This is a genomic window from Hydrogenophaga atypica (assembly GCF_042665215.1).
Taxonomy (GTDB): domain Bacteria; phylum Pseudomonadota; class Gammaproteobacteria; order Burkholderiales; family Burkholderiaceae_C; genus Hydrogenophaga; species Hydrogenophaga defluvii_A.
Genome location: NZ_JBHTCA010000034.1, coordinates 1 through 26,063, shown reverse-complemented (window position 1 = coordinate 26,063; position 26,063 = coordinate 1). Strand labels below are relative to the sequence as shown.

The window sequence follows — 26,063 nt, the reverse complement described above, 5'->3', positions numbered from 1 at the left end:
TTGGTTGCCTTGATTGCTGAACTGGTTGACTCGCCACCGTGCAGCCTGTGTCTCCTGCGAGCCCGAACTCGAATCTCAGCCCAGGGCGCACGGTGGTGGTCTCTTTGTTCTGCTGCATCCCGAATGGTTGATCGAACACATTTCGTATTCATAAGGCTGGGAGCCGGAGAACTGCTATGAGTGAACCTGTTTACGTAGGTATCGATGTGGCCAAGAGCAGCTTTGAAGTGGCTGTCTCGGGCCAAGTGCAGACCTTGGGTCTGAGCAACGACGAAAGTGGCCACGCCCAGCTTTGCCAATTGCTGGTGCCACTGGCCCCGCGCCTGGTTTTGCTCGAAGCCACCGGCGGCTATGAGCAGGAACTCGCGTTGGCACTGGCGGGCGCGGGCTTGCGCGTATCTGTGATCAATCCGCGTCAGGCACGCGACTTTGCGCGTTGCATGGGCAGGCTGGCCAAGACCGACCGCATCGACGCGCAGGCCTTGCGTGGCTTTGCCTCCCTGCTCGACGCCCAGGGGCACGAACCGCGCGCGTTGGCCGACGAGCAGCAACGTGAGCTCAGTGCCCTGGTGGTGCGCCGGCGCCAGCTTGTGACCATGTTGGTGGCCGAGCGCCAGCGTCTGGCGCTGGCCCATCCCAAAGCCAAGCCCAGCATCCTGAGCATCATGGATGCCATCGCTGCGCAACTGCGTGACGTGGACGGTCAACTCAAAGAACTTGTCCTGGCTCACCACGCCGATCTGGCGGCCTTGCTGACCTCTGTCAAAGGCGTGGGCCCGACCACGGCCAGCACGCTGCTGGCGCAGTTGCCCGAGCTCGGACGGCTCAACCGCAAACAGATCACGTCCCTGGTGGGCCTGGCCCCCATCAACCGTGATTCGGGCACCTTGCGCGGGCAACGTCACATCTTTGGCGGTCGCGCTGATGTGCGTCGGGTGCTGTACGTGGCCGCCCTGGTGGGAACACGCTACAACCCGGTGCTCAAAGCCTTCTACGCCAAGCTGTTGGCCGCCGGCAAGCCCAAGAAGGTCGCACTGGTGGCTTGCATGCACAAGTTGCTGGTCATCTTGAATGCCATCGCTCGCACCAAGTCGCCTTGGCGCAACGATTTCGCTGAAGCTCAGTGAGGTGGTCATCAAGATGGTTGCTGAGGGGTTGTGGGTTGAGGCGAATCGTCGCCACAAGCGGCCCGGTTCGGAAGGCGTGCGCCGCGCATTTGGTTTATTCCGTGGTGGAATACCAGGCGCGCACTGTCAGCGTTTAACCTGTGTCTCCATGGAAAACATCCAGGCCATGCGTTTGTTCGTTCGGGTGGTGGACCTCGGCTCCTTCAGCAAGGCTGCGGCCGAGTTGGGCATGGGCCAGCCCGCCGCCACCAAGCAGGTGCGCCGCATGGAGACCCAACTGGGCGCGCGCCTCTTGCACCGTTCCACGCGGGGTGTGACCCCCACCGAAATTGGGCTGCTCTACTGCGAAAAGTGCAAGCTCATCCTGCACCACGTGGACGAGGCCGCCTCGGTGGCCGCGCTGCTGCAAACCCAGGTGCAGGGGGCTTTGCGCATCAGCACCTCGGTGGCCTTTGGCCGGCGCGTGATGGCGCCGCTGGTGATGCAGTTCATGCGCCTGAACCCCGGCTTGCAGGTGGACCTGAGTTGCGACGACCGTTATGTGGACCTGGTGGAGCAGGGTGTGGATGTGGCCATCCGCATGGGTCGCCTGGCCGACTCCACCCTGGGCTCGCGGCACCTTGGCCTCAACCCGTGGGTGGTGGTGGCGTCACACGACTACCTGCGCCAGCACGGCACGCCGCGCACCCCCAAAGACCTGGCCTCGCACGACGCGCTGATCTACAGCACGGTGCAAGGCGACGCGCGCTGGCATTTCAATGGCCCGCAGGGGCGGGCCGCCTCGGTGGCGGTGCGGGGGCGCCTGCGCTCCAACAACCTGTCCATGCTGTTGTCGGCGGCGCGGGCCGGCTTTGGGGTGGCCGCCTTGCCCCGCTATGTGGCGCAGGAATCGATTGACAGCGGCGCCCTGCACACCGTGTTGGATGCGTGGCACCTGCCGCAGCAGGAAGTCCACGCCGTCTACCCCTCGCCCAAGCTGGTGCCGGCCAAGGTCAGCCAGTTCATTGAGTGGTTGCAGGGCCAGTTCGGCCCCGATTGGTGGGCACGTCCGGCATCGCCGCAAAAATGAACCACAATGGCAGAGGGTTTTTTCTCGGTGCTCGCTGCTCATGACTGCTCAACAAGGCCTTCCGGTTCCCGATCCCTCCGACAAGGCGGCCATCAAGGCCGCGTGGCGCAAATCCCTGGTCGACCAGCGTCAGCGCATGGACGACCGCATCTGGCGCGGCGAACAACTGCAGCGCGTGATGCGGGTGTGGCTGATTTCGCGGCCCGACACGGTGATCGGCGCCTATTGGCCCATCAAGGGCGAATTTGACCCGCTGCCGGCCCTGTTTCGCTGGCAGGAGGCCGGGCGCGAGGAAGACGCCAAAAGCGCGGCACACCACCGCCGCATCGGCCTGCCAGTGGTCAACAAGGTGGACAAGACGCTCACCTTTTACACCTGGTACCCCGGCTGCCCCATGGAGGAGGACGCCTACGGTATTCCCAAGCCCAAGGACACCGAGATCATCCAGCCCACCCTGCTGTTTGTGCCCTGCGTGGGCTATGGGCCGGGCGGTTACCGCCTGGGTTATGGCGGCGGTTTTTACGACCGCACGTTGGCCGCCCTGCAGCCCAAGCCCTTCACGGTGGGCCTGGGGTTCACCGAGGGGTTCTTGTCCGATCTGGAGCCCGAGCCCCACGACGTGCCGCTGGACGCCATCCTCAACGACAACGGCGTGGTCTGGCCCATCACCTGAACCGCGAGGCCTCTCTGGATGAGCTTCGCGGCCGGGGATGCCGCCGATCTGGGTTTCCCAGTCGGCAGGCATCGCCCCCTTGAGGGGGTGACGCCGAAGGCGGCGCGGGGGTGGGCCGATCAATCCGCATCCACCAGCGTTTCAGGGTCGGGCACGTCGCCGATCGCGTGGCGGGTGATCTCGGCTTGGCGCCGGATCCAGTCGCAAAAGGCCTTCACCTCGGGCCGCTGGACGCTGCGCGGCGCCACCATCAGCCAGTAGGCCAGTGGTGAGTCGAGCCGGGCCTGGGGCAGGGGTTCCACCAGGTCGCCGCTGGCCAGGTGTTCGGCCACCAGGGGCAGGCGGGCCAGTGCCACGCCCTGGCCGGTGAGGGCGGCCTGCACGATCTGGTTGGCGTAGTTGAAATAGAGCCAGCGTTTGGGCGCGAACTTGGGTGGCTTGCGTCCCGGTTTGCCGGCCTGCAACTGGTGGTCCAGCCAGCGTTGCCAGGTCAGCCACTCCAGGTGGCGGCTGCGGTGGGCGTCGCCGGCCTCGATCAGCGTGAAGTGCGTCAGGTCTTCCACCTGGGCGATGCCGTGCTGCTTGAGCAGCCAGGGGCTGACGACTGGCGTGAGCTGCTCGCCAAACATGCGCCATGCACCGGCCGGCACGTTCTGGGGCACCGAATAGCGCAGCGCCAGGTCCACGTCGGCCGTGCCCAGGTCCACCGAGCTGTCGGTGGCGTCGATGCGGATGTCGATGTCCGGGTGTTCGGTTTGGAAGGCTTCCAGCCGGGGAATCAGCCACATGGAGGCAAACGAGGCCCAGGTGGTGATGGCCACGCTCTTGCGGCCCATGCTCTGGCGGATGTGGCGAACGGCGGCGTCGATTTGTTCAAGCGATGTTGCGGTCGCGCGCAGCAACTGGGCCCCCGCGCCCGTGAGGTCCACCGCGCGGGTGTGGCGCAGGAACAGGGGGGTGCCCACCTCGTCTTCCAGCGCCTGGATCTGGCGACTGACCGCACTTTGTGTGAGCGACAGCTCTTCAGCAGCGGCGCGGAAGTTGAGGTGGCGCGCCACCGCTTCGAAGGCGCGCAGGTGGCCCACGCCAATCGGGCGGGTGCGGGGGTGGCTGCTGGTGAGTTGCATGGCGGAAACCGTGATTGATGTGAATACGGAATCAATAGCTTAGCGCCATTTCATTGGACTTCAACGACTTGAGGCGAGATCATTCATTCCCGAATCGCAATGGAATTCGCCATCCAAGGAGCCCCACATGTCACACCTTCAAACACCTTCTCATGTGGCCGTCAGCCCCACATGCAGCGGATTGTGGCGCCTGGCGGCCGGGCGCACGGTGCAAATGCGGCCCCGCGAGGCCAGCACCCTCAAGGTGGTGTGTGGCCGCGTCTGGGCCACCACCGATGCGCCGCTCGACCGCACCGCCCGCCGCCTAGGTGATCACGTGTTGGGCGCTGGTGAGTCGCTGGCGGTGCTGCCGGGCGAGCGCCTGGTGGTGGAAGCCTGGGGCGACACTCCGGTGCGTTTTGACTGGGTGGCGCACGCCGAAGCGCCGGTGCAGGCGCCCTCGCGCTGGCAGGCAGAGGTGGGTGTTCCAGGGCGCGAACTGGCACACGCACTGCAATGCACCACCGTGGCCCTGGGGCGTTTGGCCTGGGGGGTGCTGGGGTACGCGGCGTACCTGTCAAGTTACCTGGTGGCTGGGCGCGGGCGGGTGTTGTCGCGCTTTGAATCCAACCCACCCTGAAGGCCAGCGGGCGAGGGCGGGCGCCCGATAATGGGCGCCCACCCGTGACGACACAGGAGCCCCCATGAGCAAAGCCTTCGCCAGCCAGGCCGATCTGAGCGACAAGACCATCACCTTTGAACAGCTCAGCGCCCACTGCTGGGCTTACACGGCCGAGGGTGACCCGAACTCTGGCGTCATCATCGGCGACCAATACATCATGGTGGCCGACACCACCGCCACGCCCGCCATGGCGCAGGACCTGATCGCGCGCATCCGCCAGGTCAGCGACAAGCCCATCAAGTACGTGCTGCTCACCCACTACCACGCGGTGCGTGTGCTCGGTGCCAGTGCCTACCTGGCCGAAGGCGCTACCGAGGTGATCGCCAGCCGGGGCACCCACGACCTCATCGTGGAGCGTGGCGCGCAGGACATGTTGAGCGAGATGGAGCGGTTTCCGCGCCTCTTCCGCGGCGCCGACAGCGTGCCCGGCCTGACCTGGCCCACGCTGGTGGTGGGCGATGGCACGCCAGGGCGCCAGGGTTCGCTGACGGTGGACCTGGGCGGTGTGCAGGTGGAGATCTGGCACCCCGGGCCGGGGCACACGCGCGGCGACACCATCGCCTGGGTGGCGGCCGAAAAAGTGCTGTTCAGCGGCGATTTGGTCGAATATGAGGCAGGTGTCTACACCGGCGATGCGCAGTTGGAAGAGTGGCCTGCCACGCTGGAGGCCTTGCGTGCCCTGCAGGCCGAGGCCATCGTGCCCGGGCGGGGCGAGGCTATGAAAGGGAATGCCAACGTGAACAAGGCGCTGGATTACACGCAGCGTTGGGTGACCACCTTGTTCCAGGCGGGCAAAGAGGCCGCCGCCGCCGGCATGGACCTCAAAGCCGCCATGGCCCACACCCGCAAAAGCATGGACCCGCTGTTCGGCCATGTGTTCATCTACGAACACTGCCTGCCGTTTGACGTGAGCCGCGCCTTTGATGAGGCCCAGGGCATCAAACACCCGCGCATCTGGACGGCCGAGCGCGACCAGGCCATGTGGGCCGCCCTGCAGGGTTGATGTCGTTCAGAAGCCGACCACCGTGACCAGGTGGTTGGTGGCCGCCAGCTTCTGCGCCACCTCGCACCCCAGCACGACCATCAGCTGGGTGTGCAGCGCTCGCGCACATCGTGCAACAGCGGCGGCAGCGCCACCACCGCCAGCACGGCGGCCAGCGGCAGCACCGCGCCGTAGCCCACGGTCTTGAAGGCCCAGGCACCCACCAGACCACCAGCAAAAAACAGACCCAGGATCAGCGACAGGATGCGCAGCCGGTCGCGGTTGGCCCGCACCGGCTCGCCGCCAGGCGTGTGGCTGCGGTTCCAGTAGAGCAGCCGGCCCAGCTCGATGCCCAGGTCGGTGATCACGCCGGTCATGTGGGTGGTGCGGATCTCGGCCTGCGAAATTTTGGTGACGATGGCGTTTTGCAGGCCCATGATGAAACACAGCAGCAGCACCGTGGTCGGCATGAACACCTCGATCAGCTCGTTGAGGTTCGCCCCCAGCAGGCCAAACAGCAGCAGCAGCGCGGCCTCCAGCAGCAGCGACAGCGCGTACTCGCCCTGCATCTGGCGCCGCCGTGCCCAGTTGATCAGGATGGCGGTGACCGCAGCCCCTGCGATGAAGGCCAGCAGCGACCCAACACCGGCCAGCACCAACAAGCCCTGACCCAGCACCAGGTCGTCGGCGATGGACGACACCACCCCGGTCATGTGCGAGGTGTAGCGCTGCACCGCCAGAAAACCGCCGGCATTGATGGCGCCCGCCATGAAGGCCAGCAAGCCACCCAGCTGCCGGTTGCGTTGGCGGGTGCGTTCGCGGGCGGCGAGTTGTTGAAGGGTCAGCAGGGGCATGGGGGTTGGGTCGCGCTGCGTCAGGCCACCAAGGGCGTCGCCGCCATCGCGTCCACCTGCTGCGCCAGCCACAGTGCCTGCTCGTTCCAGTAGGCGGGGGTGCCGAACCAGGGGAAGTTGATGGGGAAGATGGGGTCGTCCCAGCGGCGGGCCAGCCAGGCGCTGTAGTGGATCAGGCGCAGGGTGCGCAGCGGCTCGATGAGGGCCAGTTCGCGCCGGTCGAATGCGCGGAATTCCTCGTAGCCGTCCACCAGTGCGCCCAATTGGCGGGTCTGCTGGGCGCGGTCGCCGCCCAGCAGCATCCACAGGTCCTGCACGGCCGGCCCCGTGCGGGCGTCGTCCAGGTCCACGAAGTGGGGGCCGCCGCCAGGCAGTTCGCTCGGGGTCCAGAGGATGTTGCCCGGGTGGCAGTCGCCGTGCAGGCGCAGGGTCGCCACATCGCCGACCCGATCGAAGGTTGCCGACACCGCGTCGAGGGCGCGGTCCAGCGTGTCGCGCCACAGGCGTTCGCTCTCCACCGGGATGATGTGGTGGCGCAGCAGCCAATCGCGTGGCTCAAAGCCGAACTGGGCGATGTCAAGCGCCGGGCGGTGCACAAAGGCGTGTTGCGCGCCCACGGTGTGCAGCCGGCCGAGAAAGCGGCCGATCCATTCCAGCACGTCCAGATCGTCCAGCTCGGGTCGGCGTCCGCCCCGGCGGGGCGAGACCGAGAACAAAAATTCACCGTGCCGGTGCAGCGTTTGGCCGCCGATGGAGAGGGGGGCCACCGCCGGCACCTCGGCGGCCGCCAGCTCGTGTGCCAACTGGTGTTCTTCGAGAATCTGGGCCTCGCTCCAGCGCCCAGGGCGGTAGAACTTCAGCACCACGACCGTGCCGTCTTCCAGGTGGGCCTGGTAGACGCGGTTCTCGAAGGAGTTGAGGGCGGTCAGGCGGCCATCGCCGTGCTGGCCGATGGCGCTGAGCGCGTCCAGCACGGCATCGGGGGTGAGGGCGTCAAAGGGGTGGCCGGCTTGCGTCATGCGCCGATTGTCGCGCCACCCGTGGTCGGGCTCAGGCCAGTGTGAGCGTGACCTCGATGTTGCCGCGCGTGGCGTTGGAGTAAGGGCAGACCTGGTGGGCCTTGTCCACCAGCGCCTGTGCGGTGGCGCGCTCGATGCCGGGCAGGTGGATGCTCATCTGCACCTCGATGCCAAAGCCCTGCGGGATCTGGCCGATGCCAACGGTGGCGTCGATCTTGGCGTCGGCCGGGATGGCGATTTTTTGGGTGCCTGCGACGAACTTCAGTGCACCCAGAAAGCAGGCGCTGTAGCCGGCGGCAAACAGCTGCTCGGGGTTGACGCCGCCGCCCGCGCCGCCCATTTCTTTGGGCACGGACAGCTTGACGTCGAGCAGGCCGTCGGACGACTTGGCGCTGCCGTCGCGCCCGCCGGTGGCGCTGGCGTGGGCTTGGTAAACAACTTTTTCGATCTTGTTGGCCATGGTGGTTTCCTTTGGTGTTGCCCTGTGGGCGGGGTTGAAAAATGGGTCAGCGGCTGTGGGCCAGCACGCGGTCACGCAGCGCGCGGACCTGGGCGCTCAAAGCCTGGATGTCAGACAGGCTGCATTCGGCGGCTTGCAACACACACTGGGGGATGGCGCGCGCCTGCTGCTTGAGCGCCTGCCCGGCGGGCGTGAGCCACACCAGCACGCGGCGCTCGTCCTCGGCGCTGCGCTCGCGCGTCAGCCAGCCGGCGGCCTCCATGCGCTTGAGCAAGGGGGTGAGGGTGCCGGAGTCGAGCTGCAGGCGCTCGCCCAGGTGCGACACCGTCATGCCGTCGGACTCCCAGAGGCACAAGAGCCCCAGGTACTGCGGGTAGGTCAACCCCAGCGGGGCGAGCAGCGGTTTGTAGAGCTTGGTCATGGCCAGCGAGGCCGAGTACAGCGCAAAACACAACTGGTGGTCCAGCAGCAAGGCAGCGTCGGAGGGGTTGGATTTGCGTGGCATGGCTGAATTATTGTTCAAAATTAAATTGTGCACAATTTAATGAGGCAAGTCCCTTCTTCGGGAAGGGGTACCGGGTCAACGCCCCACAAATTCGGGCGAACGTTTCTCGATGAAGGCGCGCACGCCTTCGGCCGCATCTTCGCTGCGGGCCAGGCGCTGCTGGGTGGTGATGAACTCAGCGGCGGCGGCGGGGACGCCGTCTTCAACAGCCTTGACCACGTTCAGACGCGTGGCCACCACGGCCAGCGGTGCCTGTGCGGCGATCTGGCGCGCGATGTCGATGGCGATGTCTTTCTCGTGGCCGGCAGGAACGATCTTTTGCACGAAGTTCAAGCGCAGTGCCTCGTGGGCATCGAATTCGTCGGCGGTGAGCAGGTGCAGCAAGGCGTTGCCCATGCCACAACGCTCGGCCATGCGCAGCGTGGCACCGCCGGTGGCCATAATGCCGCGCTTGACCTCCAGTTGCGAATAGCGGCAATCGTCGGCAGCCACCACGATGTCGGCCGCGAGCATGAGTTCGATGCCCAGTGTGTAGGTGATGCCACACACGGCCGCCACCAGCGGCTTCTGGCGCCGGCGGGTGCCAGGTTTGCCTGTGTCGGTGGGGTCGATGTCGCCCTCAGGCACGGGGCTTTCGCCGCGCTGCATCAGCGGCGCAAAGGCAGGCAGATCGAGCCCTGCGGTGAAATGACCACCCTCTGCGTACAAGACCCCGACGCGCAGCTCGGGATCGTCGTCCAGCCGCGTGTAGGCCCGGGCCAATTGCCGGTACATGGTCGGCGTGAAACCGTTGCGTTTGGCCGGGCGGTGTATGCCGATGAGCAACACGGGGCCGTCAACATCCAGCAGGATTTCGCCTTCGGGCGGAGGGAGGTGCATCTGCGTTCTCCGGTGAACACGGGGGGTGACCGGGTTGTGCCATGCGGGCCGGCGCCCGGCCATCACCTTGGGGACAGCCTCGGTATCATCCCGCCATGTCCAAAAAGCCCGCAGCCGACCTCTCGGTGCAACTGCCCGACCTCTTGCCCGGCCAGTCCATCGAACTCCTGAAGGCCCTGCACATCCTCACCCGCGAGGGCAAACTCAACCAGGACACACGGCGCAAGCTCAAGCAGGTGCAGCACCTGGTGCAATTCATCGCGCCCTTGATCGATGAGGTCATCGAGGCGCGCGGCGACGTGAGCCTGGCCGACCACGGCGCGGGCAAGTCCTACCTCGGCTTCATGTTGTACGACTGGGTGCTGCGCGCGCGCGGCAAAGGCACGGTTCATGGGGTGGAAACCCGCGCCGAGCTGGTACAGAAGTCGCGTGAACTGGCCGAGCGCCTGGGTTTTGAGCGCATGTCTTTTCTGGCCACGACGGTGGCAGAGGCCACCACCACCCTCGACCTGCCGGGCCAGATCGACATCGTGACCGCGCTTCATGCGTGCGACACGGCCACCGACGACGCCATCGCTTTTGGCCTGGCCAAGCAGGCGTGTTTCATGGTGCTGGTGCCCTGCTGCCAGGCCGAGGTGGCCGGCGTGTTGCGCAAACACAAGGCGTTGTCGCTGTCGCGCAACCCACTGGCTGAAATCTGGCGCCACCCGCTGCACACGCGCGAGTTCGGCAGCCAGATCACCAACGTGCTGCGTTGCCTCCAGCTGGAGGCCCACGGCTACCAGGTGACGGTGACCGAGTTGGTGGGCTGGGAACATGCGATGAAAAACGAGCTGATCCTGGCCCGTAGAATGGGCGGCCCGAAACGCAGCGCGCGCGAGCGGCTGCAGCAAGTCCTGCAAGAGTTGAATCTGCAAGAACTTACAGACCGTTTCTCGGTCTGATCCCTTCGGGTCGCGTCTTCGGGCGCGGCCATTCCGGCCACGCCTCGGCCCCGCCCGAGGCCATCGGCCCCATCGAAAAGGAGTGCCTTGCGCATGGTGACCGACCTGACTTTCCTGCTTCAATCCATTGCCTGGCCACTGGTGCTGCTGCTGGCCTGGCTGCTGGCCGAGCGTGCCCACGAAGCCTGGCGCGTGCCCCGCGTCACCAGCTACGTGGCCGTGGGCCTGGTGGGGGGCTTCATCAACCTGCCCGGCCTGACCGATGCGGTGCCGGGCCTGCCCTTCCTGGCCAATGTGGCGCTGTCGCTGGTGCTGTTTGAGCTGGGCTACCGCATCAACCTGCGCTGGTTCCGCCACAACCCGTGGGTGCTGGTGGTGGGGGTGGTCGAGTCCGTCATCACGTTTGCGCTGGTCTATGCGGTGACGGGCTTGTTTGACCTGGCCACCGATGTGCGCCTGGTTGTGGCCTCGCTGGCCATCTCGGCCTCGCCGGCCGGCATCGTGCGCGTGGCCAACGAGCTGCACAGCGCCGGCCAGGTGACCGAGCGTGTGCTCCACCTGTGTGCCATCAACTGCCTGATGGCCGTGATGGCGCTCAAGCTGGTGGTGGGGTACTGGCACATCAGCACCACCGGCGACCTGGTGGCGGCCGCCTTCGGCAGTGTGCACGTGCTGGGCACATCGGTGGCGGTGGGCACCTTGCTGGGCGTGGCCGTGCCCTGGTTGCTGCGGGCGCGCAACACCTCGGCCAACGGCGTGACCATGGTGTTTGCGCTGTCGGTGCTGCTGCTCACCACCATGTCCTTTGGGCTCAAGCTGTCGCCGTTGCTGGCCGCGCTGACCTTTGGTGTCGTGGCGCGTGAACGGCGGGTGCATCTCACCAACGCGCAACGCGACTTCGGCACCGTGGGCGAGTTGCTGGGCCTGTTCCTGTTTGTCTACGTGGCCTCGCTGATCGACTGGGCCAACGTCTGGACCAGCCTGGCCCTGGGCGCGGCGCTGCTGGTGGTGCGCACGGGCAGCAAGGTGTTGTGCAACCTGAGTGTGGCGCGCCTGAGTGGCATCACCGAACGCAAGGGTGTGCTGACCGGGCTGGCGCTCACGCCTTTGTCGGCGTTTGCCATTTTGTTGCTGGAGCAAAGCCGCCTGCTGGGACTGGAGCCCGCTGTGCAGGCCTTGAACGTGCTGGCGGGCACGGTGGTGGTGCTGGAGTTGCTGGGGCCCGTGGTCACGCAGCGTGCGCTGCTGGCTGCGCGTGAGACCCACGTGACCCACGAAACCCTTTGAGCGAAAGGACACACCGATGCCATTGGAAACCTTCAAGTCCTCGAACTCGCTGACCATGGGGGTGGAGCTGGAAATGCAGCTCGTCAACACCTTCGATCTGGACCTCTCCAGCAGCGCCAACGATTTGCTGGAGCTGCTCTCGCGCAAGCCCTTCCCGGGCGTGGTGACGCCCGAGATGACCCAGAGCATGATCGAAATCGCGACCTCCATCCAGACCGAACACGGTCCGCTGCTGGCGCAACTGCGCGACATCCGCAACACCCTGGTGACCGCGTGCGACCGCCTCAACATCGAGCTGGCCGGCGGCGGCACCCACCCGTTCCAACGCTGGTTTGAGCAGCGCATTTTTTCCAAGCCGCGTTTCCAGGAACTGTCCTCGCTGTACGGCTACCTGGCCAAGCAGTTCACCGTGTTCGGCCAACACGTGCACATCGGCTGCGCCTCGGCCGACGAGGCGCTGTTCCTCCTGCACTCGCTCAACCGCTACGTGCCCCACTTCATCGCGCTGTCGGCCTCGTCGCCGTATTTCCAAGGGGTGGACACGCTGTTCGACTCGGCCCGCCTGAACTCGGTGTTCGCCTTCCCCTTGAGCGGCCGCGCGCCCTTCACGCTGAGCTGGGAGGAGTTCTCCACGGTGTACTTCACGAAGATGGAGTCCACCGGCGTGGTCAAGTCCATGAAGGACTTTTACTGGGACATCCGGCCCAAGCCCGAGTACGGCACCATCGAATTGCGCGTGTGCGACACGCCGCTCACGGTGGAGCGTGCCGCCGGCCTGGCGTGTTACCTGCAGGCCTTGTGCCGCCACTTGCTGGAACGCAAGGAAGAGCCGCCGGAAGAAGACGACTACCTCGTCTACACCTACAACCGCTTCCAGGCCTGCCGCTTCGGGCTGGACGGCATGATGGTGAACCCCAAGACGCGCGAACAAATCTCCATCCGGGAAGACGTGCTGGCCACGCTGCGCCGCATCGAGCCCCACTTCGTGGCGCTGAATTCGGGCGCCGCGCGCGACGAGATCGAACGCACGGCGGCCCGCGACGGCAACCACGCCACCTACCTGCGCAAACAGTTTGCGCAGAGTGGCACGGTCCAGGGGGTTGTGAGAGCCAGCGTCGACGCGATGCGAGGTGGATAAAGTGCGCCAACCGGGGATGCCGCCGATCTGGCTCTGCCAGTCGGCTGGCATCGCCCCCTGGGGGGTGACGCCGGGGGCGGCGCGGGGGGAGCTTTAGAACGCGACGGCCTGGCCGTCTTTGCGCGGGTCTGAACCGGCGATGTAGGCATCGCCTTCGCGCAACACCAGCTGGGCGCCACCAAAGGCGAACACGCCGTTGCCGCCTTCCACCGTCAGCTCGTGGCCGCGCGCGCGCAACGCGGCCACCAGGGTCGCGTCCATGTGCGGTTCCACCGCCACCGTTCTGCCGCCGTTGACACGCCAGCGCGGCGCATCCGCGGCGGCCTGCGGGTTCTGGCCGTAGCGCAGCACGCGCAGCGCCATTTGCAGGTGCCCTTGCGACTGCATCGGCCCACCCATCACACCAAAGGCCATGCGCGGCGTGCCGTCGGCGTTCATGGCAAAGGCCGGGATGATGGTGTGCGAGGGGCGCTTGCGCGGTCCCACCTCGTTGGCATGGCCGGGCGTCGTCACAAAACCGTGGCCCCGGTTCTGCAGGCTGATGCCGGTGCCCGGCACCACCACGCCCGAACCAAAGCCCATGTAGTTGGACTGGATGAACGACACCATCATGCCCGAGGCGTCGGCCGCTGCCAGGTAGACCGTGCCGCCCGGGCGCGGTGCACCACAGCCGGGGTCTTGTGCGCGTTGTGTGTCGATCAGCGCGGCGCGCGACTTCAGGTAGTCGGCGTTGAGCAGCTCGGCCGGCGTCACCCGCATGGCATCGATGTCGGCGTTGTATTCGTTCAGGTCGGCAAAGGCCAGCTTCATGGCTTCGATGCTGGCGTGCACCGTCTCGATGTCGTCCACGGGGTGTTGGCCAATGCCGTGGGCGTCGAGCATGCCCAGTGCCATCAGGGCGGCGATGCCTTGGCCGTTGGGGGGGATTTCGTGGATGACGGCGTCGCCAAACGGCTGGCTCACGGTACCCACCCAGTCGGCCCGGTGTTCGGCCAGGTCGGCTTCGGTCATGGCGCCACCGTTGGCCTGGCTGTGTGCCGCCATGGCGCGGGCCAGTTCACCGCGGTAAAACGCTTCGCCCTCGGTTTGTGCGATCAGCGCCAGCGTGCGCGCATGGGCTTCGCTGCGGAAGATCTCTCCGGCCTTGGGCGCGCGGCCGTTGGGCATGAAACACTCGGCAAAACCGGGTTGTGCGCCCAGCTTGTCGGCTCCCAGCGCCCACAGGCGGGCGATGGTGGGCGACACCGGGAAGCCGTGACGTGCGTAGTCGATGGCGGGTTGGGCCAGTTGCGCAAAGGGCAACTTGCCAAAGCGTTTGGACAAAGCCACCCAGGCCGAGACGGCGCCGGGCACGGTGACGGCGTTCCACCCGGTTTCGGGGATACCGCCGCGCTGGGCGAAGTAGTCGGGTGTCCAGGCGGCTGGCGAGCGGCCCGAGGCGTTGAGGCCATGCAGTTCCTTGCCGTCCCACAGAATGGCAAAACCGTCGCTGCCGATGCCGCAGCCGGTGGGCTCGACCACCGTCAGCGTCATGGCGGCGGCCAGCGCGGCGTCCACCGCGTTGCCGCCAGCCAGCAGCATGCGCAGGCCGGCCTGCGCGGCCAGCGGGTGCGACGTGGAAACCACGTTGCGCCCCATCACGGCGCTGCGTTGTGAGGTGTAGGGCAGCGCCCAGTCCCGGGTGGTGGCGTTGTGTGTCATCTCACTGCACCGAGATCTTGTGCTGGCGGATCACGCTGGCCCAGCGCGCGCTGTCGGCCTGCACCATGGCCGCAAACTTGGCCGGCGTGCCCGCATCGGCCGGGTCCACGCCCAGTTTGGCCAGGCTGGCTTTCACCTCGGGGGTTTGCACGGCTTTGGTGAAGGCCTGGTGCACGCGCGCCACCAGAGCGGGTGGGGCGCCGGCCGGCAGGTACACACCAAACCAGGTCACGGACGAAAAGCCGGGCAGGCCGGACTCGGCCAGGGTGGGCAGATCGGGTGCGAGGCCGCTGCGTTTTTCGCTGGTCACACCCAGGGCGCGCACCTTGCCACTGACCACATGGGGCATGCCGGTGGGCAGCGAGTCGAACAGCACATGCACCTGCCCTGAAATCAGATCGGGGATGGACAAGGCCGTGCCTTTGTAGGGCACATGGGTCATGTCGATGCCGGCTTGGGCGCTGAAGGCGGCCGAATTGAGGTGCACGATGGTGCCGTTGCCGCTGGTGGCGTAGTTGAGCTTGCCGGGGTTGGCCTTGGCGTAGGCGATCAGCTCGGCCACACTTTTGACCGGCAGCGAGGGCGTGACCAGCAACACGCTGGGCGCGTCGGCCACATGGGCCACCGGGGTGAAGTCCTTGGCTGCGTCATAGCTCAGGCGCGGCATCAGGTGGGGCGAAATGGCGTGGGTGCTGCTGGTGGTGAACAGCACGGTGTAACCGTCAGGTGCGGCCTTGGCCACCTCGGCCGAGCCGATGGTGCCGCCCGCGCCGGGTTTGTTGTCCACCACCAATTGCTGGCCCAGGTCCTGCGCCACGCGCTGGGTGACCACGCGCGCGATCAGGTCGGTGGCGCCGCTGGCCGGAAAGGGCACCACCACGCGCACCGGGCGCTCGGGCCATTGCGCTTGTGCCAGCGCCGCGCCCATGGTCAAGGCGCTGGCCAGTGCCACGCCGCCGCGAATCCAAGATGTCAGACCCATACCCGTGCTCCAGAAAAAGTTGATAGGCCACACCATCTTAGAAAGCCCATGCCGACAACACCACCACCGTTTTGGCAAATGGATTTGCCAAAATGGCAAAACGAAAGTCAAATTTTAGAAAATTCAGCAAATCCATGCGCCTCCACAGCCTGCAGGACACGGCCCTGCGTTATTTCACCGCCGTGGCCGACACCGGTTCGCTCACCGAAGCCTCCGCGCGCCTGCATGTGGCCGCGTCGGCGCTGAGCCGCCAGATTGCCGCGCTGGAGGCGCAACTCGGGGTGGCTTTGTTTGAGCGCCACCCACGCGGCATGGTGCGCACGGCGGCGGGCGACATCCTGCTGGCACACGCCCGCCGCGCCGAGCTGGATGCCCAGCGCGCGCTGGAAGACATTGGCGCGCTGCAGGGTTTGCGGGCAGGGCAGGTGCGGCTGGCCACGTCCGACGCCTTTGCCAACGAACTCGTGCCGCGCCTGTGTGTGGATTTCCAGCGCCAGCACCAGGGCGTGTGGTTCAGTGTGACCGTGCTGCCCACCGCGCAAGTGCCCGACACCGTGCGCCAGGGCCATGCCGACATCGGCCTGTGTTTCAGCCGCACGCCACAAAAAGACATTGCGGTGGCCTACCGCCAGGCGGCCCCGGTGCTGGCCTTGCTGCCGCCGGATCACGCACTGGCCGCATTGCCCAGCGTCACGCTGGCCCAACTGGGGCAGCACCCGCTGGCACTGCCCCCGCCTGAAACCGCCATCCGCCAGATGATGGACATCGTCTGCAGCCGCCAGGGCCTGCAACTCGATCCGGTGCTGGTGAGCAACCACGCGCGCACGGTGATCCAGTTTGTGGTGAACGGCGGCGGGCTGTCGGTCTCCAGCGAGGTCGCGGCGCGCGAGATGGTGGCGCGTGGCCGCATCGTGGCCCGCCCCATCAGCGACCCCGGCATGGACTTGCGCGACATCGAGGTGCAGACCCTGGCCGGGCGCCATCTGCCCGTGGCGGTGGAGGCCTTTCTGGCCCTGCTGCGCGAGCGTTTGCCAGGGCCTGCATAATTTTTGTGGTCTGTTTTCATCACCTCAAGGTCTTGCCCATGAACCCCAACGAACAACGTGCCCTGCTCAACATCCTGGTGCAGGCGGCCATGTCCGACGGCACCAAGGCCGACAGCGAGCGGCAGTTCATCCGTGACCTGTCGCAGCAACTCGACGGCACCTCCGGTGCCCAGCACTTGGCGCAGGCGGTGCAGGACGCACTGCTCAAGCGTGTGACGCTGGACGCCGCCACCCAGACACTGACCGACCCGTCGCACCGCCAGCTGGCTTACGAGTGGGCGGTGGCGGTGTGCGACGCCGACGGCGTGGCCAGCACCGCCGAAAAGGCCTTTTTGTCGCAACTGCGGGCTCAGCTCGGTTTGGGTGGGCAGGCGGACGTGGAGGCTGCCGAAGCCCAGACACACGCTGCCGCAGCGGCGTATGCCGATGTGGCCACCCCAGCCACGTTCGAGTCGGCGCCCCCCGCGCCTTCGGCTGTGGACCAGGCCGCGCTCGACAAGATGGTGCTCAACTACGCCATCCTCAACGGCGCGCTGGAGCTGTTGCCGCAGTCCTGGGCGTCCATGGCCATCATCCCGCTGCAGATCAAGATGGTGTACCGCATCGGCGCGGCACACGGCGTGGCGCTGGACCAGGGCCACATCCGCGAGTTCATTGCCACCGCCGGCGTGGGGCTGACCTCGCAGTACATCGAACAGTTTGGTCGCAAGCTGCTGGGCGGGCTGATCGGCAAGGCCGCTGGCCGCATGTTGGGCGGCATCGCCGTGCAGGCCACCGGCATGGCGTTTTCATTCGCCACCACCTACGCGCTGGGCCAGTTGGCGCAGCGGTATTACGCGGGCGGGCGTGTCATGTCCACCGACTTGCTGCGCCAGACTTACCAGGGCCTGCTGGGCCCTGCCAAGGACTTGCAGCAGCGCCACCTGCCCGACATCCAGAACCGCGCCCGCACCCTGGACGCAGGCGAGGTGATGCGCCTGGTCAAGGGCTGACGCGCGTCATTTGGCGAAGCGCTTGCGCGTGAGTGCCTGGGAGCCGAGCGTTTTGCTGATCGTGCCAGGCTGCGCGGTGTGGTTGGTCTGCACCCTTGCGTCTGCGGCCAAGTCGGTTCACATCAACTGCCGTGCCAGGGTTTGCAGCTGCGGGGCGATCTCCCCGATCAGCCAGGCACGGTTCGGTGCTCGGCCCTGGAAGGAGCAGTTCAGTGCGGCCGGCTCGCCCTGGTCAATGCGACCCAGCGGGACCGCCACCGCCTGCACGTCAGGGTAGACCTCGCCTACCGACAGGCAACAACCGTTGCGTGGGTACTGCGCCACGTTGCGCATGACTTCGGTGCCAAAGCGGGCCCACTCCTGTGGCGCCTTCAGTCGCATCTGGTTGAGCAGGGCTTCCCGTTCTGGGGGGGAGCAGGACATCAGGTAGGCACGCCCGATGGCCGTGCCCGCCAACGAATGGCTTGTGCCCACGTCCAGCGGATAGATGCGCTTGTTGTCCGAGCGGATGGCCTCGATGTAGACGATGTTGAAGCGGTCGCGCACGCCGATGGAGACCGATCCCCCCGAGATGCGTGACAGTTCCAGCATCAGCGGACGGGCGCGTCTGCGCACGTTGAACAGCTCCAGCAAGGGGTAGCCCAGCGAAAGCACCGCCGAGCCCAGGCGGTATTTGCCCTGGTGTTCGTCTTGTGCCAGGTAACCCATGGCCACCAAGGTGTAGGTCAGGCGCGATACGGTGGCCGCAGGCAGCTGCAGTCGGCGGGCCAGTTCGCGGTTGCCCAGCACGGGTTCCTCGGGGGTGAAGCAGCGCAGCAACTCCATGCCGCGCGCCAGCGTCGTGGCGAACTGGCGGTCGCCGGCGTGTTCGGCCATGCCGGAGGGCACGCGATGGGCGGGGCTGGGCGATTTGATTTTGTTTGTCATATTGAAACAGATGCCAATATATCGAAATCCTTGTGCACAATGCAAGCCGCGCTGCCTACGATTGCTTCCAGTCTTTACATAAAGACAGCAGGAGACAAACGATGAAGGTAAACGACTTGCCAGTGCACGAGGTCCCGGCACTGGACGGCAACAACGCGCCGGTCCGGCAGGAAGACCATTTCGAGGACATGGAGGTGATCGGCCAAGTGCCTGCCGACCTCAATGGCCTGTACGTGCGCAACGGCCCCAACGCCTACTACCCGCCCGACTGGCGTTACCACGCCTATGACGGCGATGGCATGTTGCACGCGGTGCGTTTCCGCCAAGGCGAGGTGAGCTACCGCAATCGCTGGGTGCGCACCGCAGGTTTGCAAGAAGAGCAGGCCGCTGGCCACCCGCTGTGGAAGGGCCTGAAGGAGCCCTGGCGCAAGGACCGTCCGGACCAGCCGCTCAAAAACACCGCCAACACCGACGTCAAGTACCATGCCGGCCGCCTCATCAGCATGTGGTACCGCTCGGGCATGCCGTATGCGGTCGACCCCGAGAACCTGGACACCCTGGGCACGGCCGACTTCGATGGCGCCATTTCGCGCATTTCCGCCCATTCGCGCCCCGACGAACACACTGGCGAGTTGCTGTTCTTCGACTACGACGTCCGCCCGCCCTACATGACATACGGTGTGGTGGGGCCTGATCGCCAGTTGCGCCACAAGATCGAAGTGCCTTTGCCCGGGCCGAGCCTACCGCATGACATGGCGATCACCGAGCGTTACACCATCCTGCACGACTTCCCCCTCAAGCCTGATCCTGAGGCGCTGGCCCTGGGGCGCTACAAGGTGCGTTTCTACGAGGATCAGCCAACGCGTTTTGGTGTGGTCCCCAGGTATGGCAAGGCGAGCGAGATCCGCTGGTTCACGGCCAAGCCCACCTACATGCTGCATGTGGTCAATGCCTGGGACGATGGCGATGTGGTGGTGATGCTGGGCACACCTTATCGCCTGCACGAGGACGACATGGGGCGCCCGGACGCGCGCCGCCTTGAGCGCACCATCCATAACCGCCAGCGCGACTTCCTGTTGTACGAGTGGCGCTTCAACCTGAAGACCGGTGAGACCCACGAACGCGTCATCGACGACGTGCTCAACACCGAGTTTCCTGTCATCAACAGCATCTACCAGGGGCGCAAGAACCGCTGGTCATACCACGTGCTGTTCCCGCAGGGCGGCAAGGAAGAGCCGCGTTTCCCGGGCCTGGTCAAGTACGACCTGGAAACGGGCGGCTACGTTGCCTTCAGCGCCGGGCCACGCTACTTCTACAACGAGCCGGGATTCGCGCCGCGGGACAACCCACAAAGCGAGGACGACGGTTATCTGGTGACCTACGTCTGGAACCCCAAGGACGAACGGTCTGAAATCCAGATATTCGATTGCAAGGACGCGCGCATGGCGCAGGGCCCGGTGGCCCGCGTGCTGTTGCCACGCCGGGTGCCGCATGGTTTCCATGCCACCTTTGTGAGCCAGCAAACGCTCGACCGCTGGAAGTGAGACGATTCCATGATCCTGGTTCCCCGAGAACGCATAGACCACTACCTGGCCCAAGGTTGGTGGAGCGAACAAACCCTTTGCGACGTTTTCCTTGACACCGCCGCACGTCAACCGGACGCCCTGGCCGTGGCCGATCCACCCAACCGGGAGGCCTTCTGTGACGGCGCACCGCGCCGTTGGACCTGGGCGGGCCTGCGCGAACAGGTCGGCCGCTGGGCGGCGCTGCTGCACCAGCACGGCTTGCGCAAGGACGATGTGATCGTGATGCAACTGCCCAACAGTGTGGAGATGCATGCGGTTTACCTGGCCTGCGCCATGAGCGGCATCGTGATATCGCCTGTGCCCGTGCAGTACCGCGCCCACGAGTTGCAACACGTGCTCGCCATGACCGGCGCCCGTCTGGCCGTCACCACCCGCCGCGTGGGCGCCTTCGCGCAGGCCGCGCTGTGGGCTGGCTTGAAAGCTCAGACGGCCACACTGGAGCAGGTCTGGGCGCTGGGTGATGGGTTGGCCGCAGACTGGCCCGACGGCGTGCTGCCGTTGCAGGCGGCCATTGACGCCACCGCCCCGTGGGACGAGGCGACGCTGCGCGCCCACATGCGTACCATCGGCCTGACGGCCCACGATGTGCTGACCATCTGCTGGACCTCCGGCACCGAGGCCCAACCCAAGGGCGTGCCACGCAATCACAACGAATGGCGCATTGTGGGTCAGTCAGTCATTGATGCGGGCCAGTTGCGCACCGGCGCGCGGCTGTTGATCCCCTTTCCTTTCGTCAACATGGCCGGTGTCTCCACCAGCCTGGCGGCCTGGCTGTTGGTGGGGGGCGAACTGCACCAGCACCACCCGTTCGATCTCGACGTGTTCTTGCAGCAGTTGCGTGAGGATGCGATGGACTACACCGTGGCCGCGCCCGCCGTGCTGGGCATGCTGCTCAAGCACACCGACAAGCTGCATGGCATCGACCGCTCGCGTCTCAAGCGGGTGGGGTCGGGCGGTGGCCCGGTGGCGGAGTGGCTCATCGAGCAGTGTGCCGAGCAGCTGGACATAGAGGTCGTGAACTACTTTGGCTCCAACGAAGGGGCGGCCCTGTCGTCCACGCCGCAGGACGTGCCCGACCGCCGCCAGCGCGCAGCCTATTTCCCGCGCGTGGGTGTCCCAGGCTTCGACTGGTCCTTGTCCAATGCACGCAAGGTTCGCACGCGCCTGGTGGACCTAGACGGTGGCGAGGACATCACCGAGCCAGGGCGGGTGGGCGAACTGCGTTTTGCCGGCCCCACCATCTTCAGCGGCTACTACCGATCGCCGGAGTTGACCGCGCGCGCATTTGACGACCGGGGCTTCTACCGCACCGGCGATCTGTTCGAGATCGCGGGCGACCGCGGCCAGTTCTACCGTTTTGCCGGCCGCCACAAAGACATCGTGGTGCGCGGGGGCATGAACATCTCATCCGAAGAGGTCGAGAACCTGCTGCTGTCGCACCCCAAGGTACGCGAGGTGGCGGTGGTTGGCTGGCCGGATGCGGTGCTGGGCGAGCGCGTTTGCGCCGTGGTGGTGACCCAACCCGGCCAGTCGCTGGATCTGCCCGAGCTGGTGGATCACCTCCGTCGCGTCGAGCAGGTGGCCGCTTTCAAGTTGCCTGAGCGGCTGGAGCTGGTGGAGGCATTGCCGCGCAACCCGCTGGGCAAGGTGCTCAAGCGCGAATTGCGCACGCTCATCGTGCGCAAGGCTGAGGAAAACGGAGCGCGCGCCGACGCGGTGCGAGCATGAAGCCGGTGCTGTTGCTCATTCCCGGCATGCTCAATGACGCCCGTGTCTGGGCTGATGTGGCCGATGCCCTGACTGACGAGGCCGAGGTGCGCATCGTCGACGTGTTGACACAGGACAGCATCGCCGCCATGGCGCGCGAGGCGCTGGCCCGGGTGGCCGATGTGCCACCGGAGCGGCCGGTGGTGCTGGTCGGCTTTTCCATGGGCGGCTACGTGGCGGGCGAGCTGCTGTCCACCGTGCCAGACCGCTGGCGTGCAGCGGTGCTGATCGCCACCGGCTGCCTGCCCGAAACGCCAGAAAGCGCTGCAGGCCGCGAGATGGCGATCGCGGCCTTTCGCACCGACTTCGAGGCCACGATCCAGGGGGTGGCCCGGCGTGGCCTGGCAAAGCCCGACGCTGCCTTGCAGGTTCGGATGGTGTCGATGATGCGCGACGTTGGTGCCGACACCGCCATCCGCCAGACACAGGCCATACGCACGCGCGCCGACCACCGCACCGCGCTGGGAACCCTCGCGTTGCCTGTGCAGGTGCTGTGTGGTCGCCAGGACCGCGTCACGCCGCCGCCGATGTCGCAGACGCTGGCCGACACCTTGCCCAACGCCACCTTGCACTGGGTGGATGACGCGGGCCACATGCTGCCGCTGGAGCACCCGCAGGTGGTGGCCGCAGCGCTGCGCCGCGCGGTGGCCGCCTAAACCCATTTCGAAACCACAAACACACTGGAGACAGACAATGAAAAAACGCCAATTCCTCGCCGCAATGGGGGCCGTTGCCACGACTATGGCCTTGCCGGCGGCCCACGCGCAGGCCTTCCCCGACCGCCCGGTGCGTGTGGTAGTGCCTTTTGCCGCCGGCAACACCCTGGACGCCGCGCTGCGCCAGGTGGCCGAGGAGTTCAAGAAGAGCACGGGTCAGCCCATGCTTGTGGACAACAAACCTGGCGGCTCCGGCATCATCGCGGCCCAGACCGTGATGCAGGCCGCACCCGATGGCTACACCCTGCTGATGCCCAACACCAGCATGCTGGCCATCAATCCGTACACCTTCAGCAAGCTCCCTTATGACCCAGAGAAAAGCTTTCGCCACGTGACCGGCTTCGTTGGCGCCTCGATGGTGATGGCGGTGCACAGCAGCGTGCCGGCCAACAACCTCAAGGAGTTCATCGCCTGGGCCAAAACGCAGCCGTCCGTGTCCTATGCTTCCTTCACCGCCGGCAACTCTTCCCACTTCTCGGGCGTCATCCTCAACCAGCGCACGGGCCTGAACATGATTCATGTGCCCTTCAATGGCACGCCTCCTGCGGTACAAAACCTGGTCGGCGCGCAAGTGCACGCGGCCTTCCTGCCGTTGCTGGCGGTCAAACCCCACGTGGAGTCGGGCAAGGTCAAGGTGCTGGCGGTGACCAGCCCACAGCGCTCGCCGCTGATGCCGCAGGTGGCCACGTTTCGCGAGCAGGGCGTGCCCGATCTGGAGATCTACATCTGGTCGTCCATCGCCGCGCCGGCGGGCACCCCCGATGCGGTGGTGCAAAAACTCAACGCCGAGATCAACAAGGCCATGCTGCTGCCCGAGGTGCGTGAGAAGTGGCGCAGCATGGATTTCGAAGCGCTGGCGATGACACCGGACGAGTTGCAGCGGTTTGTCACAGCCGATGCACGCCGCTGGGCCGAAGCGGTCAAGATTTCTGGTTTCAAAGCGAGCGAATGAACACACATCCTTTGCCCTGGACGCTGCGCGTGCCGGTGGTGGCCGCCCCCATGTTTCTGGTGTCCGGTCCGGCCCTCGTGCTGGCGGCCTGCCGTGCTGGCATCGTGGGCGCGTTCCCCACACCGAACGCGCGCCCCATCGATGTGCTTGAAGTCTGGATGCGGGAGATCACAGATGGCTTGGCGCGCGCACGCGACGAGCAGGCGCCAGAGACAATTGGTCCCTGGTGTGCCAACCTCGTCACCCATTCGTCCAACGCCCGCCTGCCCGAGGACCTGGAACTCATTGCCAAGTACAAACCGCCCATCGTGGTCACCGCTCTGGGCAGTCCCAAGCCGGCCATCGACGTCGTGCACAGCTACGGCGGCATTGTGTTGGCTGATGTCATCAACCTGACGCTGGCGCGCAAGGCGGCGGCGTCAGGGGCTGATGGGCTGGCCTGTGTGTCGGCGGGGGCGGGCGGGCACACCGGCTTCCTCTCACCCTTTGCCTTTGTCAGCGCCATCCGGGAGTTCTTCGACGGCATGGTGGTGGTGGGTGGCGGCATCAGCGATGGCTGGGGCGTGGCCGGTGCCATCGCCTCGGGCGCCGATTTGGTCTACATGGGCACGCGCTTCATACCCACCGTGGAAAGCATGGCCGACCCTTCCTACAAGCAGATGCTGGTGGACAGCACGGTGGACGACCTCATCGTCAGCTCTGGCGTCACGGGGACCCCGGCCAGCTGGCTCAAGCCCTCGCTGCGCGCCAATGGTCTGGACCCCGAGAACCTGCCAGCCGCGCCATCGCGCAGCTACGACAGCAACCAACCTATCGGCGCCAAAAAATGGCGTGACGTGTGGGCCGCTGGCCAGGGCGTGGGGGCGATCCGTGCGATCGAGCCGGTGGCCGATGTGGTGGACGGCCTGGCGCGGCAGTACCGCCAAGCCTTGGGCCGCATGGCGGTCTTGCTGGGCGATGACGTGGCGCTGGCCAGCGCCTGACTTTTTTCGACTGGAGCGTTTCAACATGCGTGCAGACACCGTGGGGCAGGTCAAACCTACCCTGCACCCTGGGGACCACCCCTACATGACCGGGGCCTTCGCGCCCAACTACACCGAGTACAACGCCACCGAACTGGAGGTTATCGGCGAAATCCCACGGCGCCTCAACGGCGTCTACCTGCGCAACACGCAGAACCCGGTGCACCAGCCGCTGGGCACCTACCACGTCTTCGACGGCGACGGCATGCTTCACATGCTCAGCTTCCAGAATGGCAAGGCCGAGTACCGCAACCGTTTCCTGCGCACCAAGGGTTTCATGGAAGAGCAGGCTGCCGGTCACGCGCTTTACGCAGGGCTGATCGACAAACCCTCTCTGGCGCAGCGTCCGGGGTGGGGCGCGCGCGGCGGGCTCAAGGACACGTCGGCGACGGATGTGATCGTCCATGCCGGTGCGGCCCTCACCACCTTCTACCAGTGTGGCGAGCCATACTGTTTCGACGCACGCACGCTGGACCCGCTGGGGGTGGCGGACTGGGGCGAGCACGTGTTGCCTGACAACGGCATATCAGCCCACCCCAAGGTGTGCCCACGCACGGGAGATCTGCTGTTCTTCAACTACAGCAAAACCGCGCCCTACATGCATTACGGCGAAGTGGACCGCAACAACCAGCTGGTGTACTACGTGCCTGTGCCACTGCCTGGCCCGCGCCTGCCGCACGACATGGTGTTCACGGAACACTTCGCCATCCTCAACGACTTCCCCTTGCATTGGGACGAGGCGCTGCTGCCCCAGGGCAAACACAAACTGATCTACCGCGAAGACCAGCCCGCCCGCTTTGCGGTGGTGCCGCGGCGCAATGCGCCACAGACCGGTGTGCGCTGGTTCGAGGCCAGTCCGACCTATGTGCTGCATTGGCTCAACGCCTGGGAAGAGGGCGACGAACTGGTGCTGCACGGCTACCACCAAAAGACGCCGATGCCCAAGCTTGGTTACGACAACACCGGCAACACCTTGGGGCCAGAGCGCTATGGCCCCACGCTGTACGAGTGGCGCCTGAACCTGGCGACGGGGGCGGTCAAAGAGCGGCGCCTGGATGAACGCCACCTCGAGTTCGGCATGATCAACTGCCGCCACTGGGGACGCCCGTACCGCTATTCGTACAACATGATTGCCCACCCAAGCAGTTTCCTGTTCGACGGTGTCATGCGCTACGACCACACCACGGGGGCTTCGGCGCAGTATCTGTTCGGCGAGGGCCGTTTTGGCAGCGAATCGCCCATGGCGCCTTGCTTCGATGCAACCGAAGAGGACGACGGCTACGTGGTCAGTTTTGTCAGCGACATGAACACCGACCGCTCCGAGTGTGTGGTGTTGAACGCCCGAAACCTGGCCGCCGGGCCGGTCGCGCGCATCATGCTGCCCCACCGCATCAGCAGCGGCACCCATTCGTGTTGGGCCGATGCGTCTGAAATCGATGAAAGCAAGTGGGCCGGATTGGCCTGAGTCGGAGACGAACATGACCAACTCCATCTACATCCTCGGCGGCCACCAGACCGACTTCGCCAAGGCGTGGTCGCGCCACGGGCAAGACCTCTCGGACATGGTGCGCGAATCGACGCTGGGCGCGCTGGCCTCGGCCCGTGTGGAGCCCTCGCAGGTGCAAAGCATCCACGTTGGCAACGCCT

Annotated in this window: 25 protein-coding genes; 16 read left to right on the top strand and 9 right to left on the bottom strand. The window is 66.0% G+C overall.

Going from position 1 to position 26,063, the window contains the following annotated elements; translation table 11 throughout:
* Positions 1 to 176 precede the first annotated feature (176 nt).
* The 3 genes from ACFQPB_RS21835 (at position 177) to ACFQPB_RS21825 (ending at position 2,869) form a co-directional block, all read left to right on the top strand.
* Complete coding sequence (locus ACFQPB_RS21835; protein ID WP_382228015.1) at positions 177 to 1,127, top strand: IS110 family transposase; 951 nt, start codon at positions 177 to 179, stop codon at positions 1,125 to 1,127.
* A 148-nt stretch (positions 1,128 to 1,275) separates the two neighbouring features.
* Positions 1,276 to 2,196 (top strand): LysR family transcriptional regulator, encoded by a 921-nt coding sequence (locus tag ACFQPB_RS21830; RefSeq protein ID WP_382228013.1) that lies wholly within the window; start codon positions 1,276 to 1,278, stop codon positions 2,194 to 2,196.
* 40 nt (positions 2,197 to 2,236) lie between these two features.
* Positions 2,237 to 2,869, top strand: coding sequence for a 5-formyltetrahydrofolate cyclo-ligase (locus tag ACFQPB_RS21825; RefSeq protein WP_382201947.1), 633 nt, complete (start codon positions 2,237 to 2,239; stop codon positions 2,867 to 2,869).
* Between the two features lie 119 nt (positions 2,870 to 2,988).
* On the opposite strand, the gene ACFQPB_RS21820 is transcribed toward ACFQPB_RS21825, so the two are convergent.
* Positions 2,989 to 3,996: a LysR substrate-binding domain-containing protein gene (locus ACFQPB_RS21820; RefSeq protein ID WP_382228010.1), complete on the bottom strand. Its 1,008-nt coding sequence runs from the start codon at positions 3,994 to 3,996 to the stop codon at positions 2,989 to 2,991.
* A 127-nt stretch (positions 3,997 to 4,123) separates the two neighbouring features.
* Here ACFQPB_RS21820 and ACFQPB_RS21815 point away from each other — a divergent pair, with 127 nt between their 5' ends.
* On the top strand, positions 4,124 to 4,615 hold the full coding sequence (locus ACFQPB_RS21815) for a DUF2917 domain-containing protein (RefSeq protein ID WP_382228008.1): 492 nt from the start codon (positions 4,124 to 4,126) through the stop codon (positions 4,613 to 4,615).
* 64 nt (positions 4,616 to 4,679) lie between these two features.
* Positions 4,680 to 5,660, top strand: a complete 981-nt coding sequence (locus ACFQPB_RS21810) for an MBL fold metallo-hydrolase (RefSeq protein WP_382228006.1) — start codon at positions 4,680 to 4,682, stop codon at positions 5,658 to 5,660.
* Between the two features lie 80 nt (positions 5,661 to 5,740).
* Here the strand turns inward: ACFQPB_RS21810 and ACFQPB_RS21805 are convergent, their stop codons facing one another.
* From ACFQPB_RS21805 to ACFQPB_RS21785, 5 genes are all read right to left on the bottom strand, one after another.
* Complete coding sequence (locus tag ACFQPB_RS21805) at positions 5,741 to 6,493, bottom strand: YoaK family protein (RefSeq protein WP_382228005.1); 753 nt, start codon at positions 6,491 to 6,493, stop codon at positions 5,741 to 5,743.
* A 20-nt stretch (positions 6,494 to 6,513) separates the two neighbouring features.
* Positions 6,514 to 7,512 carry a serine/threonine protein kinase gene (locus ACFQPB_RS21800; protein WP_382228002.1) on the bottom strand — a complete coding sequence of 333 codons (999 nt, stop codon included), beginning with the start codon at positions 7,510 to 7,512 and terminating at the stop codon, positions 6,514 to 6,516.
* A 31-nt stretch (positions 7,513 to 7,543) separates the two neighbouring features.
* On the bottom strand, positions 7,544 to 7,972 hold the full coding sequence (locus tag ACFQPB_RS21795) for an organic hydroperoxide resistance protein (RefSeq protein WP_382201936.1): 429 nt from the start codon (positions 7,970 to 7,972) through the stop codon (positions 7,544 to 7,546).
* Positions 7,973 to 8,018: 46 nt separating this feature from the next.
* Positions 8,019 to 8,477 carry a MarR family winged helix-turn-helix transcriptional regulator gene (locus tag ACFQPB_RS21790; RefSeq protein ID WP_382228000.1) on the bottom strand — a complete coding sequence of 153 codons (459 nt, stop codon included), beginning with the start codon at positions 8,475 to 8,477 and terminating at the stop codon, positions 8,019 to 8,021.
* Between the two features lie 75 nt (positions 8,478 to 8,552).
* The gene (locus ACFQPB_RS21785; RefSeq protein ID WP_382227997.1) at positions 8,553 to 9,356 is read right to left on the bottom strand and encodes a crotonase/enoyl-CoA hydratase family protein; all 804 of its coding nucleotides are present in this window, start codon (positions 9,354 to 9,356) and stop codon (positions 8,553 to 8,555) included.
* Between the two features lie 95 nt (positions 9,357 to 9,451).
* Here ACFQPB_RS21785 and ACFQPB_RS21780 point away from each other — a divergent pair, with 95 nt between their 5' ends.
* From ACFQPB_RS21780 to ACFQPB_RS21770, 3 genes are all read left to right on the top strand, one after another.
* Positions 9,452 to 10,300, top strand: coding sequence for a class I SAM-dependent methyltransferase (locus tag ACFQPB_RS21780; RefSeq protein ID WP_382227994.1), 849 nt, complete (start codon positions 9,452 to 9,454; stop codon positions 10,298 to 10,300).
* Between the two features lie 93 nt (positions 10,301 to 10,393).
* On the top strand, positions 10,394 to 11,587 hold the full coding sequence (locus ACFQPB_RS21775) for a cation:proton antiporter (protein WP_382201929.1): 1,194 nt from the start codon (positions 10,394 to 10,396) through the stop codon (positions 11,585 to 11,587).
* Positions 11,588 to 11,603: 16 nt separating this feature from the next.
* Positions 11,604 to 12,725 (top strand): YbdK family carboxylate-amine ligase, encoded by a 1,122-nt coding sequence (locus ACFQPB_RS21770; RefSeq protein ID WP_382227991.1) that lies wholly within the window; start codon positions 11,604 to 11,606, stop codon positions 12,723 to 12,725.
* Between the two features lie 93 nt (positions 12,726 to 12,818).
* Here ACFQPB_RS21770 and ACFQPB_RS21765 read toward each other — a convergent pair whose 3' ends face one another.
* Together ACFQPB_RS21765 and ACFQPB_RS21760 are read right to left on the bottom strand one after the other, a co-directional pair.
* Positions 12,819 to 14,426, bottom strand: a complete 1,608-nt coding sequence (locus ACFQPB_RS21765; protein ID WP_382227988.1) for a gamma-glutamyltransferase family protein — start codon at positions 14,424 to 14,426, stop codon at positions 12,819 to 12,821.
* A 1-nt stretch (position 14,427) separates the two neighbouring features.
* Complete coding sequence (locus ACFQPB_RS21760) at positions 14,428 to 15,408, bottom strand: Bug family tripartite tricarboxylate transporter substrate binding protein (protein ID WP_382227985.1); 981 nt, start codon at positions 15,406 to 15,408, stop codon at positions 14,428 to 14,430.
* A 134-nt stretch (positions 15,409 to 15,542) separates the two neighbouring features.
* On the opposite strand from ACFQPB_RS21760, the gene ACFQPB_RS21755 reads away from it, so the two are divergent.
* The gene (locus ACFQPB_RS21755; RefSeq protein ID WP_382227984.1) at positions 15,543 to 16,454 is read left to right on the top strand and encodes a LysR family transcriptional regulator; all 912 of its coding nucleotides are present in this window, start codon (positions 15,543 to 15,545) and stop codon (positions 16,452 to 16,454) included.
* A gap of 38 nt (positions 16,455 to 16,492) precedes the next feature.
* A complete protein-coding gene (locus ACFQPB_RS21750) occupies positions 16,493 to 17,446 on the top strand; it encodes a DUF533 domain-containing protein (RefSeq protein WP_382227981.1) in 954 nt (317 codons plus the stop codon).
* Between the two features lie 117 nt (positions 17,447 to 17,563).
* Here the strand turns inward: ACFQPB_RS21750 and ACFQPB_RS21745 are convergent, their stop codons facing one another.
* On the bottom strand, positions 17,564 to 18,373 hold the full coding sequence (locus ACFQPB_RS21745; protein ID WP_382227979.1) for an IclR family transcriptional regulator: 810 nt from the start codon (positions 18,371 to 18,373) through the stop codon (positions 17,564 to 17,566).
* Between the two features lie 101 nt (positions 18,374 to 18,474).
* Between ACFQPB_RS21745 and ACFQPB_RS21740 the strand changes: the two genes are divergently transcribed.
* Genes ACFQPB_RS21740 through ACFQPB_RS21715 form a run of 6 tightly spaced genes read left to right on the top strand, consistent with a single transcriptional unit; the run spans position 18,475 to position 25,881 of the window.
* Positions 18,475 to 19,917 (top strand): carotenoid oxygenase family protein, encoded by a 1,443-nt coding sequence (locus ACFQPB_RS21740; protein WP_382227976.1) that lies wholly within the window; start codon positions 18,475 to 18,477, stop codon positions 19,915 to 19,917.
* Between the two features lie 9 nt (positions 19,918 to 19,926).
* Complete coding sequence (locus tag ACFQPB_RS21735; protein ID WP_382227974.1) at positions 19,927 to 21,687, top strand: class I adenylate-forming enzyme family protein; 1,761 nt, start codon at positions 19,927 to 19,929, stop codon at positions 21,685 to 21,687.
* Positions 21,684 to 22,382, top strand: coding sequence for an alpha/beta fold hydrolase (locus tag ACFQPB_RS21730; RefSeq protein WP_382227971.1), 699 nt, complete (start codon positions 21,684 to 21,686; stop codon positions 22,380 to 22,382). The genes ACFQPB_RS21735 and ACFQPB_RS21730 overlap by 4 nt, the downstream gene beginning before the upstream one ends.
* A 37-nt stretch (positions 22,383 to 22,419) precedes the next feature.
* Entirely contained in the window at positions 22,420 to 23,394 is a 975-nt protein-coding gene (locus ACFQPB_RS21725) for a Bug family tripartite tricarboxylate transporter substrate binding protein (protein WP_382227969.1), read from the top strand.
* The gene (locus ACFQPB_RS21720) at positions 23,391 to 24,377 is read left to right on the top strand and encodes an NAD(P)H-dependent flavin oxidoreductase (RefSeq protein WP_382227966.1); all 987 of its coding nucleotides are present in this window, start codon (positions 23,391 to 23,393) and stop codon (positions 24,375 to 24,377) included. Before ACFQPB_RS21725 ends, ACFQPB_RS21720 begins: the two co-directional genes overlap by 4 nt.
* Positions 24,378 to 24,402: 25 nt before the next feature.
* Positions 24,403 to 25,881 (top strand): carotenoid oxygenase family protein, encoded by a 1,479-nt coding sequence (locus tag ACFQPB_RS21715; RefSeq protein ID WP_382227963.1) that lies wholly within the window; start codon positions 24,403 to 24,405, stop codon positions 25,879 to 25,881.
* Positions 25,882 to 26,063 lie beyond the last annotated feature (182 nt).